The sequence below is a fragment of the Kribbella sp. VKM Ac-2571 genome, from assembly GCF_004362255.1.
Taxonomy (GTDB): Bacteria; Actinomycetota; Actinomycetes; order Propionibacteriales; family Kribbellaceae; genus Kribbella; species Kribbella pratensis.
Map to the genome: position 1 here is coordinate 97829 of NZ_SNWS01000001.1, position 12659 is coordinate 110487.

The 12659-nt window shown below is 68.4% G+C and carries 15 protein-coding genes; 14 read left to right on the top strand and 1 reads right to left on the bottom strand.

Features of this window, described 5'->3' with window-relative positions; genetic code table 11:
• Window positions 1-14: 14 nt before the first annotated feature.
• The 12 genes from EV651_RS00550 (at window position 15) to EV651_RS00605 (ending at window position 9526) form a co-directional block, all read left to right on the top strand.
• Window positions 15-782: a hypothetical protein gene (locus tag EV651_RS00550; protein ID WP_133780807.1), complete on the top strand. Its 768-nt coding sequence runs from the start codon at window positions 15-17 to the stop codon at window positions 780-782.
• Window positions 783-792: 10 nt separating this feature from the next.
• On the top strand, window positions 793-1260 hold the full coding sequence (locus tag EV651_RS00555; RefSeq protein ID WP_133780809.1) for a ribose-5-phosphate isomerase: 468 nt from the start codon (window positions 793-795) through the stop codon (window positions 1258-1260).
• A gap of 156 nt (window positions 1261-1416) precedes the next feature.
• Window positions 1417-2244, top strand: a complete 828-nt coding sequence (locus EV651_RS00560) for an Fpg/Nei family DNA glycosylase (RefSeq protein WP_133780811.1) — start codon at window positions 1417-1419, stop codon at window positions 2242-2244.
• Between the two features lie 63 nt (window positions 2245-2307).
• Window positions 2308-3402: a PP2C family protein-serine/threonine phosphatase gene (locus EV651_RS00565; RefSeq protein ID WP_133780813.1), complete on the top strand. Its 1095-nt coding sequence runs from the start codon at window positions 2308-2310 to the stop codon at window positions 3400-3402.
• Between the two features lie 124 nt (window positions 3403-3526).
• Window positions 3527-4447: a hypothetical protein gene (locus tag EV651_RS00570; RefSeq protein ID WP_133780815.1), complete on the top strand. Its 921-nt coding sequence runs from the start codon at window positions 3527-3529 to the stop codon at window positions 4445-4447.
• A gap of 180 nt (window positions 4448-4627) precedes the next feature.
• The gene (locus EV651_RS00575) at window positions 4628-5671 is read left to right on the top strand and encodes a hypothetical protein (RefSeq protein WP_133780817.1); all 1044 of its coding nucleotides are present in this window, start codon (window positions 4628-4630) and stop codon (window positions 5669-5671) included.
• Between the two features lie 45 nt (window positions 5672-5716).
• The gene (locus EV651_RS00580; RefSeq protein ID WP_133780819.1) at window positions 5717-6376 is read left to right on the top strand and encodes a class F sortase; all 660 of its coding nucleotides are present in this window, start codon (window positions 5717-5719) and stop codon (window positions 6374-6376) included.
• A gap of 11 nt (window positions 6377-6387) precedes the next feature.
• Window positions 6388-6849, top strand: coding sequence for a hypothetical protein (locus EV651_RS00585; RefSeq protein WP_238156566.1), 462 nt, complete (start codon window positions 6388-6390; stop codon window positions 6847-6849).
• A gap of 17 nt (window positions 6850-6866) precedes the next feature.
• Entirely contained in the window at window positions 6867-7286 is a 420-nt protein-coding gene (locus tag EV651_RS00590) for an SRPBCC domain-containing protein (RefSeq protein ID WP_133780821.1), read from the top strand.
• 49 nt (window positions 7287-7335) lie between these two features.
• Window positions 7336-7776 (top strand): nitroreductase family deazaflavin-dependent oxidoreductase, encoded by a 441-nt coding sequence (locus tag EV651_RS00595; RefSeq protein WP_133780823.1) that lies wholly within the window; start codon window positions 7336-7338, stop codon window positions 7774-7776.
• A 176-nt stretch (window positions 7777-7952) separates the two neighbouring features.
• Complete coding sequence (locus EV651_RS00600) at window positions 7953-8675, top strand: phosphatidylcholine/phosphatidylserine synthase (protein WP_133780825.1); 723 nt, start codon at window positions 7953-7955, stop codon at window positions 8673-8675.
• A complete protein-coding gene (locus EV651_RS00605) occupies window positions 8675-9526 on the top strand; it encodes a hypothetical protein (RefSeq protein WP_133780827.1) in 852 nt (283 codons plus the stop codon). Before EV651_RS00600 ends, EV651_RS00605 begins: the two co-directional genes overlap by 1 nt.
• Here the strand turns inward: EV651_RS00605 and EV651_RS00610 are convergent.
• Entirely contained in the window at window positions 9523-10674 is a 1152-nt protein-coding gene (locus EV651_RS00610) for an AAA family ATPase (RefSeq protein WP_133780829.1), read from the bottom strand. The two genes, EV651_RS00605 and EV651_RS00610, sit on opposite strands and share 4 nt — an antisense overlap.
• Window positions 10675-10781: 107 nt before the next feature.
• On the opposite strand from EV651_RS00610, the gene EV651_RS00615 reads away from it, so the two are divergent.
• The gene (locus EV651_RS00615) at window positions 10782-11714 is read left to right on the top strand and encodes an NAD(P)-dependent oxidoreductase (RefSeq protein WP_133780831.1); all 933 of its coding nucleotides are present in this window, start codon (window positions 10782-10784) and stop codon (window positions 11712-11714) included.
• Window positions 11714-12640 (top strand): RNA polymerase sigma-70 factor, encoded by a 927-nt coding sequence (locus tag EV651_RS00620; protein WP_133780833.1) that lies wholly within the window; start codon window positions 11714-11716, stop codon window positions 12638-12640. The genes EV651_RS00615 and EV651_RS00620 overlap by 1 nt, the downstream gene beginning before the upstream one ends.
• Window positions 12641-12659 lie beyond the last annotated feature (19 nt).

Below are 12659 nucleotides of genomic sequence, written 5' to 3' on the forward strand. Positions count from 1 at the left end.
TGAGTAGGTTTCAGATGACCGTGCCCCAGACCCTGACCGCCGGCGTCGCCGTGTTCGATCGCGAGGCAGGGCAGTTCGTCCACCAGCAGGACGCCGACCGGCAGTTCAGGTCGGCGTCGGTGGTGAAGCTGCTGATCGCGCTGGACTTCCTCTGGGACCGCGGTCCGGAGTACGACGTACCGCCCGGGGACCAGGAGCGGCTCGGCGTCATGCTGCGGAGCAGTGACGACGACGCGGCGAGCTACTACTGGGAGCAGCTCGGCGGTGCGGCCATCGTCGACCGCATGGTCGAGCGACTCGGTCTGACGCACACGGCAGGGCCGCCGGCCACTCACCCGGGCTTCTGGGGGTACGTCGCGATCACGGCCGCTGACACCGTCCGGATCTACCGCTACCTGCTGGAGGAGGCTCCGGTGCCCGTGCGCGAGTACGTGATGGGACAGCTGCACCAGGCGACCCGCCACGGCACCGACGGCTTCGACCAGTACTTCGGGATCGCATCGGTCTTCGAGCCGGGCTACAGCATCAAGCAGGGCTGGTCCGGGTTCCATGGGTCCAGTGGCTACCGGTCCGACAAGGAGAAGCCGCAGTCAGTGGTGGACCTGGTCAACGACGCACTGCACACGACCGGGACGGTCGGAGCGAACGACCGGAGCATCGTCGCAGTGTTCACGCTGCACCCGAGCGGTACGCCGTACGAGCAGGCCTATGCCGCTGTGACGCAGCTGACCGCGGGCCTGACGGTGCCGGGCGGCGTACGCGCGCAGACGGCTGACCAGTAGATTGCGGGCCATGCGAGTGCACATCGGCTCCGACCATGCCGGCTTCGAACTGAAGAACCACCTGGTGCAGCACCTGATCGCTGCCGGGCACGACGTCGTGGACCACGGTCCTCAGGCGTACGACGCCGTCGACGACTACCCGCCGTACTGCCTGCGCACCGGAGAGGCGGTGGTCGACGAGCCGGGCAGTCTGGGCATCGTGGTCGGCGGCTCGGGCAACGGGGAGCAGATCGCCGCGAACAAGGTGAAGGGCGTCCGGGCGATCTTGGCCTGGAGCACCGACACCGCACGGCTCGGCCGCGAGCACAACAATGCCAACGTCATCAGCGTCGGCGCCCGGATGCACTCCGAGGAGGAGGCGACCGGGTTCGTCGAGACGTTCCTGGCGACCGACTACTCCGGCGAAGAGCGGCACACCCGCCGGATCGAGATGCTGTCCGGTTACGAGTCGACCGGCGAGCTCCCGCCGCTGCCCTGATCGTCCTGCTCGTCCGCGTCGGTCTTGGGCAGCACCGGCCGCCGCACGACGGGCTGACGAGGCCGGGACACGTCACGAGCCCGCATACTCCGCCCCGTGCCGACTACGGCCGGAGTGGGTGCCTTGGAACTACCTGTCGTCCCCATATGAGGAACTATGCCTGAAGGTCATACGCTGCACCGGTTGGCGAACGACGTCTGGGATGCGTTCGGCGGCCGTCCGGTACGGACGTCGAGTCCGCAGGGGCGGTTCGCCGAAGGCGCCGCGCTGCTCGACGGGCACCTGCTGCGTCAGACCGAGGCCCATGGGAAGCACTTCCTCGCCGACTTCGAGGGTGCGGGCTGGCTGCACATCCATCTCGGGCTGATCGGCAAGATGGACATCCGTCCGGCGCCGGTGCCGGAACCTGTAGGCCAGGTCCGGCTCAGGCTGCAGAACGCCACGTCGTACGCCGATCTGCGCGGCGCGACCGTGTGCGAGGTGATCACCGACGAGGAGCGTGACAAGCTGCTCGGCCGGCTCGGTCCGGACCCGCTGCGCGATGACGCGGATCCGGACCTGGCATGGAACCGCATCCACCGTAGCAAGCTGCCGATCGGTCAGTTGCTGATGAACCAGGACGTGCTGAGCGGTGTCGGCAACGTGTACCGCGCCGAGGTGCTGTTCCGGGCGAAGCTGAACCCGATGACGCCCGGCAACGTGGTGAAGAAGCGCGAGTGGCAGGGCATGTGGGACGACCTGCTCGCGCTCATGAAGTACGGCGTGGAGACCGGCCGGATCGACACCGTGGCCGACGACCACACCCCGGAGGCGATGGGACGTGACCCGCGCCGGGACGACCACGGCGGTGAGGTGTACGTGTACCGGCGCCAAGGGCAACGGTGCTACGTCTGCCAGTCGGTGATCCGGACGAAGATCCTCGCGGGCCGTAACTTGTTCTGGTGCCCCAAATGCCAGCGAACCGGACTCACGCGCAAGAGCTGAAAGCCATCGGTTGTGTTGCGAATTGATGCGCGGACCGATCGGTACCGTTATGTTCTTCACACCATGAGGAAGAGCGGCGGTGTTGCGCTGGCACGACGCATCGGCCGCCGGGTCGAAGCGCTGGGCCGTCGTGCCCGCCGTTCCCATCGGGTGGCGTTCGTCGCCCTCGTGCTGGTGCAGCTGGTCATCTCCGTCGCGAGCTGCATCTGGACGGCTGTGATACCGGAGTCGTTCCTGCTCGTCCCGCTGGTGGTCGGCGGCGTGCTGCTGCGGTTCGGCGAACTGGTGGCACTGACCGGGATCACGACGGCGTTCGGTGCGTACGTCGTCCTGTCGCGGGGACTGACGACCTCCCGGATCGGCTTCGTCCTGGTGCTCCTGGTCATCGGCTGGATCATGATCACCAGCGCCAAGGTGCGCAGCCGGCTGGGCGTCGCCGGCACCCGGAGCGAGTCGATGCTGATGGAGTTGCGGGACACGCTCACCGCGCAGGGGGAGATCCCGCCGTTGCCGCCCGGCTGGCGGGTCGAGGTCGCGATCCAGTCCGCCGGCGGGTCGACGTTCTCCGGCGACTTCGTGGTGTCGACGATGCACGACGACCTGCTCGAGGTGGCGCTGGTCGATGTCTCCGGCAAGGGAATCGACGCGGGGACGCGCGCGCTGCTGCTGTCGGGTGCGTTCGGCGGGCTGCTGGGCGTCGTACCGGTGGAGGATTTCCTGCCGTCGGCGAACCGGTATCTGCGGCGCCAGGACTGGGACGACGACTTCGCGACCGTGGTGCATGTCGTCGTGGACCTGCGGACCGGCGACTTCGACGTACGGACTGCCGGGCATCCGCCGGCGATCCAGTTCGACGCGTGGTCGGGGCGGTGGCAGACGCGGGACGCGGACGGTCCGCTGCTCGGGCTGATGGAGGGGCCGGAGTTCGAGGTGAACCGCGGGCTGCTGCGGCTCGGGGACGCGTTGTTCCTCTACAGCGACGGGATGGTCGAAACGCCACGGCAGGACATCGGCCGCGGCACGGACCGGCTGACCGGGTTCGCGGAACGGCTGGTCGGGCAGGGTTTCGTTGGGGCCGCCGACAAGCTGGTCGCCTCGGCCGGCGGACCGGGAGACGACTCGGCGATCGTCATCATCCACCGCACGGCCCATGCCTGAGGCAACAAAGTCTCTCGTTGTCATTCCCCTGTTTTGTTGACTTGGGCAACGAGAGGGTCATACTGCAGATAGATGTCTGCCCGGTTGTGACCGCAGGTAGAACAGGGGACTGGGGATGCTTGTCATGGGGGTTCGCGCTCGGGCTGCCGCAATGGTGGCGGCCGCTGGAGCGCTCACGATTCTGATCGGTGCCGGTGCGATGCTGGTCCGGCCGGGCGAGGTCTCCGGGCCGGCCGGTGCGGCGATGGCCGCGCCGCCGGGGAACAACGGGACCATCAAGATCGACGGGGTGGAGGTTGGCGACAGGCCGCCGGAGAACAACCCGCACCAGGGCTGTTCGTTCACTGTCGAGTTCTACAACTTCGACCAGGGGCCGTACAACGCGCAGGTGATCTTCCAGGACCAGGCGCCGACGGCCGACGGCGGGCTACAGGTCGTGTCCGGTGACCTCACGCCGTTCATCGGCGGTGATCCGGCGGGTGGCGGCAACGATCTCGACGCTCGGCAGGTCTACACGCTGAAGTTCACCGGCGAGCCGCATCCTGTCCAGGGCTACCACGTCAAGGTGACCGTGCACGCCCCTGGCTCGCAGGGCAACGACACCAAACACAAGGTCTTCTGGGTCAAGGGTTGCGACACCCCACCCACCACGCCGCCGACCACGCCGCCGACGACACCGCCCACTACACCTCCGACGACGCCGCCGACGACACCGCCCACCACGCCGCCGACTACACCTCCGACGACGCCGCCGACCACGTCTACGACAGTGCCTCCGTCGAGTACGGTGCCGAGTAGCGCGCCGCCTACGAGGCCGCGTTCGAGTGCGCCGTCGACGAGCTCGACGCACCGCACGAGTTCGACGACCTCCGGCCTGCCGACCGCGGTGGATGCCGGTCTGCCCGGTCCGCCGACCCGCGCGGTCGCGGCAACCAACGACAGCCGGCCCAGCGAAACCGGCGGCATTCTGATGACACTCGGCGGCATGCTCCTCGCTGGTGGGGCGATCGCGTCCCTCCGCCGCCACGGCCGCCACGCCAGGTAAGCCGAATCCCGCCCCGGCAGTCACCACGATCGATCGTGCGGTTGTCCACAGGCTTCATCGCGAAGGCCTGTGGACAACCGCACGGACACGACGCCAATCGTTACCGAACAACCTTGACTGCTGTAACGGAACCGAAATACTTCTCTAGGCTTACCCCTGCACTCTCGTACGAGGACGGATATGACCCACACGGGCGTTCGCTCCAGGGCCGCCGGCATCTTTGCCGGCGCCGGAGCACTTTCCCTGCTGCTCGGCGCAACGGCACTGCTCGTCGCGCCCTCCGCCAACGCCGACCAGACCGCCGGTCACAACCCGCCGGGCAACAACGGCACGGTGAAGATCGAAGGTGCCGACATCCAGAGCGGCCCGCCGGACAACAACCCGCACCAGGGCTGCACGTTCACCGTCGAGTTCTACAACTACGACAAGGGCGACTCGTACAAGGCCAAGGTGACCTTCGAGGACCAGGCCCCGACGGCGGACGCCGGACTGCAGGTTGTCTCCGGCAACCTCGACCCGTTCATCGGCGAGGACGCGGCCGGCGGCGGCACCGACCTGGACGCGCGCGAGGTCTACACGCTGAAGTTCACCGGTGAGCCGCACCCGAAACAGGGCTATCACGTGAAGCTCACCGTGAACGCGCCCGGCTCGATCGGCGCCGACAAGAAGCACAAGGTGTTCTGGGTCAAGGGTTGCGACGCCACGCCGCCGACCACCCCGCCGACCACCCCGCCGACGTCGACGGACACTCCGCCGACCACCCCGCCGACCACCCCGCCGACGTCGACGGACACTCCGCCCACCACGCCGCCGACGACGCCTCCGACGACCACGGACACTCCGCCGACCACTCCGCCGACCACGACGGACACCCCGCCGACCACTCCGCCGACCACGCCGCCGACCACAACGGACACTCCGCCGGTGAGCCCGTCGGAAACCCCGTCCACGACGCCGACCTCGCCGGGTGCGTCGACCAGCCCGTCGGACACGACCCCGACGGCGACCGAGTCGACGCCGGCCTCCGACGTACCGAGTGACACCCCGACGGCCGGTGTGCCGACCGCGGTCGATGCCGGTGCGGCCGGACCGGGCTCCAACTCGGTTGCTGGCAGCAACAGCCCGTTCGGTCTCGCGGGTGGTCTGCTGCTCGCGGCCGGCGGTGCGATGCTTGCCGGTGCCGGAATCGTGTCGCTCCGTCGACGCGGGACGCACAGCGCCTAGCAGGACCTTGTAGGACCCTTGTAAGGACCCTTGTAAGGACCCGGTATGACCTCTGCCCGTCGACGCGGCCGCCCTGCTCCACTTCGGTGGAGTGGGGTGGTCGCGCTCGTGGGTGTCGGCGTACTCGGGGCCGGCGCCTATCTGCAGTTCGGCGGTAGCGAGCAAGCCGGTGCGACCCCGTCGGTGACGTCTGCGTCGCCTTCAGCAGCAGGCTTGGGCAGGCCTGCAGTCGTTCCGAAGTCGTCGGCCGGCCGTACGGCGACAGCACGTGCCGGAAGGCCCACGGGCATCGACATCCCGCAGTTGGGCGTTGTCGCACCGGTGGTGGCGATCGACGCCGTACATGCCGCGTTGACCCCGCCTTCCGACGCATCCACGGTCGGCTGGTGGTCCGGAGGAGCGCAGCCGGGGAGCAAGCGCGGTTCCGCGGTCATCACCGGCCACACGGTTCACAACGGCGGCGGCGCGTTCGACAACCTCGGCAAGTTGGTGCCCGGATCCGTTGTGCGGGTGTCGACGGCTCGTGGCCAGTTGGCGTACCGGGTTGCCACTGTGACGACGTACCGGAAGGCCACGCTGGCGAAGCGTGCCGCGCAGTTGTTCGACCAGAGCGTTCGCGGCCGGCTCGTTCTCGTGACGTGCGAGGACTGGAACGGCGAGGTCTACCTCAGCAACGTGGTCGTGGTCGCCCTGCCGATGGCGTAGCCTGCTCCGTCGTGACGATCGATGGGCTGGGCGACACCTTCGGCGCTCGCGCGGATCGGGCGGCGCCGGACGTCTCGTTCGAGGAACTGGTCGCGATGATGCCGGAGGCGTTGCGGGAGGTGTTCCCGCCGTACCGCTGGCAACTCGCGAAGCTGTGGGAGCTCGAGCTGAAGGTCGAGCCGGTCGAGATCGCGGACCTGGTCTGGATGTTCGACCTGCCGCTGTGGCAGCTCGAGGGCGAGCGGTTCAAGGTCACGCCGCATCAGGTCGCGGAGACGCCGATGAACTTCCGCGCGCACTACCAGCGGGTGATGGACGCGGATCTCGACTTCCCGATCAACCTGGTCGCGTACCGCGGCCGGCTGGTCGTGCTCGACGGCGTACACCGGCTCCTGAAGGCGCACTTCCTGCGCCGCCGGTGGATCGAGGCGACCATCGCGACCGCGACGCAACTCAAGTCCTGCGCCGTTTAGTTGGCAGGATGGTCGGCATGCACAGCGTTGAGCGTGAGGTGTACGTCGAGGCCCGGCCGGAGACGGTCTGGGCCGCGGTGACGCAGCCCGAGGTGTTCGCCCGGTGGTATGCGTTCGGCGGCGCGGAGATCGACCTGCGGCCGGGCGGGCGGCTGGTGATGCGGTGGGACGAGCACGGGGAGTTCCTCGGATTCGTGGAGAAGGTCGAGCCCGGCCGGCGGTTCGCCTACCGGTACGCCGTCGATCCCGGAGTGGAACCGGCGCCGGGTAACGCGAACCTGGTCGAGTTCACCCTCACCCCGGAAGCCGAAGGCACCCGCCTGCTGGTCGTCGAATCGGGCTTCGACCGCCTGGACGACGAGCAGAATCCCGACCGGTCCGCCCAGGCCTGGGACAAGGCCCTCACCGCCCTGACCGCCGTGGCCCCGACACTCTGAGCACGCCGCGAGGTGTCGATGTTGATGTGTCACCATTATCATTGGTGACATGACATCGAACAACGACGACTACGCTCCGAGCCCCACCGGCTGGGTGCGGGACCAGGTCGAGAAGGTCACCGCGGCCGGGACCACCGAAGTGGTCGACATCCAGGGTATGAAGGTCGTGCTGCTGACCATGCGCGGCGCCAAGTCCGGCAAGATCCGGAAGGTCCCGCTGATGCGCGTCGAGCACGACGGCGTTTACGCCGCGGTCGCCTCGCTCGGCGGCGCTCCGAAACACCCCGTGTGGTACTTCAACCTCAAGGCCGACCCGAAGCTCACCCTGCAGGACGGCGAGACCACCAAGGAGTACGTGGCCCGCGAGGTCGAGGGCGCGGAGTACGACGAGTGGTGGCAGCGGGCCGTCGCCGCTTACCCGCCGTACGCCGAGTACCAGACGAAGACCAGCCGGAAGATCCCGCTCTTCGTGCTCGACCCGGTCAAGTAGTTCCCCGCCTGCCCTGTGACTGACTAAGAGCTTGCAAAGATCTGCGGGAGATGACGGTCGGTCACTGGGGCGGGACCAGGCTTGTGAGACGCTGGCGGAGGCTGGGTCCACCTCGACCCGGCCCGACGCGCTGCGTCGCCTGAGTTCTGGGAGTTGTCCTGACCACACACGACGCGGTGCGGGAACCGTTCGTCGGGTCGACGCGGCTGCGTCTGGCCGGACTTGCACTGCATGCCTATACCGCGAGCGGAACGGTGCTCGCGTTGCTGATCGTGATCGCCGCCATCGACGGCGACGCCGTCCGGGCGCTCTGGCTCGGGCTGGCGGCCCTGGTGATCGACGGAACCGACGGGATGCTCGCGCGCCGGCTGCGGGTGAAGGAGACCATCCCGTGGTTCGACGGCGCGATGCTGGACAACATCGTCGACTACCTGACGTACGCCTTCGCCCCGATCGTGCTGCTGTGGACCGGAGGCTACCTGCCGTCCGGGAGCTGGGGTGCGGTCCTCGGCGCGCTGCCCCTGCTGGCCTCCAGCTACCAGTTCTGCCGGGTCGACGCGAAGACCGAGGACCACTTCTTCCTGGGCTTCCCGAGCTACTGGAACGTCGTTGCGTTCTACGTGGTGGTGCTCGGCCTCAGCCCGGTCAGCACCGGCATCATCCTGGTGGTCTGCTCGATCCTCGTCTTCATCCCGGTGAAGTACGTGTACCCGTCGCGCACCAGGGCGTTCCGCTCACTGAACCTGTTGACGACCGCGATCTGGCTCGCGTCGTACGCCGTACTCCTCGCGCAGATGCCGAACCCGAACGCGATCGTGGTCGCGATCTCGCTGGCCTACCTCGTCTACTACGGCGGCCTCAGCCTCTACCTCACCTGGCGCCGTAGGGCCGTAGCGTAGTGGTCCTCGGTCTCAGCGCGGCGCTCGGCGCCGCGGTGCTGTTCGGTGTCGGAGCGATCCTGCAGGCCGTCGGTTCGCGGAAGGTGCCGACCGAGTCGGAGCTGGATCCGCGGCGGCTCGGCGGGTTCGTGGTCGCGCTGCTCAAGCAACCGGCGTTCCTTGGTGCGCTGGCGCTGAACCTGGCTGGTTTCGGGCTGCATTTCGTCGCGCTGCGGTTGCTGCCGTTGTATCTGGCGCAGGCCGGGATCGCGGTCAGTCTGGTCGTGACGGCGTTGCTCGCGACCCGGTTGATGTCGGACAAGCTGAGTACGCTCGAGTGGTCCGCGGTGATCGGCGTGTGCGTCGGGCTCGGTCTGCTCGCGGTGGCGGCCGGCGATGCGGGCGCCGGCGCGGAGCATCACGGGCTCACGATCGGCATCATCGTGGGACTCGTCGTCATCGCCGGACTCGGTGCCGTTGCCAGTCGTTCGCAGCACGGTGTCTCCACGGCGCTGCTCGGGATGCTCGCCGGTCTCGGGTACGCCGGGGTTGCGATCTCGGCGCGCTTGCTGGAGGACGGGTCGCTGAGCGAACTCGTCCGGAGCCCCACGCTGTACACGCTGCCGATCAGCGGCGCGCTCGCGTTCATCCTCTACTCGCTGGCCCTGCAGCGCGGTTCGGTGACGCTGGCCACCACGCCGATGATCGCGTTGCAGACCATCACCCCGGCCGCGGTAGGCGTGTTCGTCCTCGACGACGCCGTACGCGCCGGATGGTGGCCGGCCGCCATCGCAGGCTTCGCCCTGTCCGCGGCCGGATCAGTGATCCTCGTCCGCTTCGAGAGCGTCAAACCTCCCGAAGACAAGCCCTAGCGGGTCGGCCATTTCCACGGCGGCTCGTCCAGGGGGCCTTGGCCGGTGATGGTGGTCGCGCCTTTCTCCTTCACGAGTTCGATCGTCTGGAGGTCGGGGGAGAGGGCCTCGATCGACGCGATGAACGGGCGGGAATGGGTGACGACGATGACCTGGGTCTCCTTCGCCGCGGTCACCACCAGGTTGGCCAGCGCCGGCAGGAGATCGGGGTGCAGGCTGGTCTCGGGCTCGTTGAGGACGAGGAGCTCGGGCGGTCTCGGCGTGAGCAACGCGGCGACCCACAGCAGGTACCTGAGGGTGCCGTCGGACAGCTCGGCGCCGGACAGCGGACGCAGCAACCCGTGCTGGTGAAAGGCGATCTCGAAACGGCCCGCGGTGTTGGTGATCTGGACGCGGCTGCCGGGGAACGCGAGCTCGATCGCCTCGTCCAAGGCTCCTCGAGGACCTAGCTCCCGAACCGTCTGCAGGGCCGCAGCCACGTCCGCGCCGTCCGCGGAGAGTACGGCGGTGCGCGTGCCGACCTGAACCCGGCGAGCCGGCGCTGTCGCGTCGGTGCGGAAGTGGTCGTAGAACCGCCAGCCCCGCAGACGTTCCCGCACCAGGAGCAGTTCGGGTGCGCGCTCCGGGTCCGCGAACTCGCTCAGCATGCTGTCGAACGTCTGGAGCTGGTGCCCGCCCCGCTGCCATTCACCACTCGCCGTACGAATCCGCACCTCGTGGTTGGTGCGCTCGACCAGCAACGCCGCCGGCCGCAGGAACGGCCCGGCCCACAAGGCTTCCCGCTTGATCTCCGGATCCAGATCGAACTCCGATCCGTTCGGGATCGGCAACCCGAGATCCATCAGATAGCCGTAGTCGTCCCCCGCGAACCCCATCCGCAACGTCACCGGACCGGTCCTCCGGGTGCCTTGCGTGGGCCGGTCCTTCCGGACATGCTCAGGCCCCGCCCACAGCGTCGACTGCAGCCCGCCCTCCCGCGCCAGCGCCGCGACCGCACCGTTGCGCGAAGCATCAGCCAGCAACCGAAGCGCCCGGTAGAGGCTCGACTTGCCCGTTCCGTTCGCCCCGGTCACGACATTCAGACCACGCAACGGCATGACGACCCGCCGCAGCGACCGGTAGTTCTCCACCGCCAGCGTCGTCAACATGCCCTTCACGGTACCGACGCCTTGCGACAGTTCTTCCTCGTTGTCATGTCACAGACGGCAGTGCTGTCTCGTCTCGGGAGCGAAACCGAACGAGGAGTGTGTTGACGATGCGGGTGTTCGTGGCAGGTGGAAGCGGTGTGTTGGGCCGGCGGCTGGTGCCGCAGTTGGTGGCTCGTGGGCATCAGGTGACGGCTAGTACGACGAGTGCGGTGAAGCTGGATCTGATCGCGGCGGCGGGTGCTGAAGGCGTAGTGATGGACGGGCTGGACGGGGCCTCGGTCGGCGAGGCTGTCGCGCTGGCGAGGCCGGACGTGATCGTGCATCAGATGACCGCGATCTCGATGACGCACGCGGGGAAGCCGGACATCAAGCATCCGGACCGCTGGTTCGCGAAGACGAACAGACTGCGTACCGAGGGCACTGACCACCTGCTGGCCGCAGCCGAGGCAGTAGGCGTCCCGCACTTCGTTGCGCAGGGCTACGCGAGCTGGAACGGCATCCGCGAGGGCGGCTGGGTCAAGACCGAGGAGGACCCGCTGAATCTCATGGAGGGAACAGCGGCGTACGTCGGCCTCAAGGCGCTCAGCCGCATCGAGGACCTGGTGCTGAACATCGGCGGGGCTGTCATGAGGTACGGCGCCTTCTACGGGCCGGGGGCCATCGACGACCAGGTGGAGCTGGTGCGCAAACGCCAGTACCCGCTGGTGGGACGCGGGACTGGCTACAGTTCCTGGGTGCATCTCGATGACGCTGCGAGCGCGACCGTGCTGGCTGTCGAGCAGAAGGTCACTGGTGTGTTCAACATCGTCGACGACGATCCGGCGCCGGCGAGCGAATGGCTGCCGTACCTGGCGGAGTGCGCCGGCGCGAAGTCGCCGCTGCGCGTGCCGGTGTGGCTGGCGCGGCGGCTGGCGGGAGACCAGGCTGTAGTGATGATGACCGAGGGACGCGGCTTCTCCAACGCCAAGGCGAAGCGGGAGCTCGGCTGGGAGTTGCAGTACCCGTCGTGGCGGCAGGGCTTCAGGGCAGAGCTGGCGTGATGCGCACTCGCGACGAGGAGTTCGAGGAGCTGCGTCCACTGCTGTTCTCGATCGCCTACCGGATCCTCGGCAGCGTCAGCGAGGCAGAGGACGCCGTACAGGACACGTGGCTCCGGTACGCCGGGTCGCGAACGGATCCGGTGTCGCCGAAGGCCTTCCTGTCCGCGGTCGTCACCCGCATCTCTGTCGACGTCCTGCGGTCTGCTCGTCGCCGGCGGGAGGAGTACGTCGGGCCGTGGCTGCCGGAGCCGTTGCTGTCCGACCCGTACGAGGACCCGGAGCGGGCGGCTGAGTTGGCTGACTCGGTGTCGATGGCCGCGCTGCTTCTGCTGGAGCGGTTGTCCCCGCTGGAGCGGGCGGCGTTCGTGCTGCGGGACGTGTTCGGGTTCGGGTTCGCGGAGGTGGCGTCGGCCGTGGGGCGCTCGGAGGCGGCGTGCCGTCAGCTGGTGGTCCGTGCCCGTCGCCACATGGATGCGGGGCGGCCGAGGTTCGCAGCTGACCAGCGAGCGCAGGAGGAGCTGGCGGTGCGGTTCTTCGAGGCGTTCAAAGAGGGTGCCGTCGGCAACTTGATGGAGTTCCTGGCCGCGGACGTGCAGCTAGTCGGCGACGCAGGCGGCAAGGCGCCGCAGTGGGGCCGAGGTGTCGTTGCCGGCGCCCGCAACGTGGCAGGACTGCTGGCTGCGCTGGCTGGGCCGTTCGCGCGGATCGGCGGCGTCGTGGAGCCGCAGCTGGTGAACGGTCAGCCGGGAGCGATCTTCCGCGACAGCGACGGCAGAGTGGTCAACACGTGGACGCTCGACATCGTCGACGGGCAGATCCAGGGGATCCGCGCGGTGGTGAACCCGGACAAGCTCCGGCACGTCGGACCGGTCGCCGACGCGTGGGCCGTCGTACAGGAGACGAATGCGGCCCGCCGTAGGACGTAGAACGGAGTGGGCGCGTGGG

Bases quoted from the DNA above. Each gene is read 5' to 3' on its own strand.
- EV651_RS00550 (WP_133780807.1), top strand. From the start codon at position 15: ATGACCGTGCCCCAGACCCTGACCGCCGGCGTCGCCGTGTTCGATCGC.
- EV651_RS00555 (WP_133780809.1), top strand. From the start codon at position 793: ATGCGAGTGCACATCGGCTCCGACCATGCCGGCTTCGAACTGAAGAAC.
- EV651_RS00560 (WP_133780811.1), top strand. From the start codon at position 1,417: ATGCCTGAAGGTCATACGCTGCACCGGTTGGCGAACGACGTCTGGGAT.
- EV651_RS00565 (WP_133780813.1), top strand. From the start codon at position 2,308: ATGAGGAAGAGCGGCGGTGTTGCGCTGGCACGACGCATCGGCCGCCGG.
- EV651_RS00570 (WP_133780815.1), top strand. From the start codon at position 3,527: ATGGGGGTTCGCGCTCGGGCTGCCGCAATGGTGGCGGCCGCTGGAGCG.
- EV651_RS00575 (WP_133780817.1), top strand. From the start codon at position 4,628: ATGACCCACACGGGCGTTCGCTCCAGGGCCGCCGGCATCTTTGCCGGC.
- EV651_RS00580 (WP_133780819.1), top strand. From the start codon at position 5,717: ATGACCTCTGCCCGTCGACGCGGCCGCCCTGCTCCACTTCGGTGGAGT.
- EV651_RS00590 (WP_133780821.1), top strand. From the start codon at position 6,867: ATGCACAGCGTTGAGCGTGAGGTGTACGTCGAGGCCCGGCCGGAGACG.
- EV651_RS00595 (WP_133780823.1), top strand. From the start codon at position 7,336: ATGACATCGAACAACGACGACTACGCTCCGAGCCCCACCGGCTGGGTG.
- EV651_RS00610 (WP_133780829.1), bottom strand. From the start codon at position 10,674: ATGTTGACGACGCTGGCGGTGGAGAACTACCGGTCGCTGCGGCGGGTC.
- EV651_RS00615 (WP_133780831.1), top strand. From the start codon at position 10,782: ATGCGGGTGTTCGTGGCAGGTGGAAGCGGTGTGTTGGGCCGGCGGCTG.
- EV651_RS00620 (WP_133780833.1), top strand. From the start codon at position 11,714: ATGCGCACTCGCGACGAGGAGTTCGAGGAGCTGCGTCCACTGCTGTTC.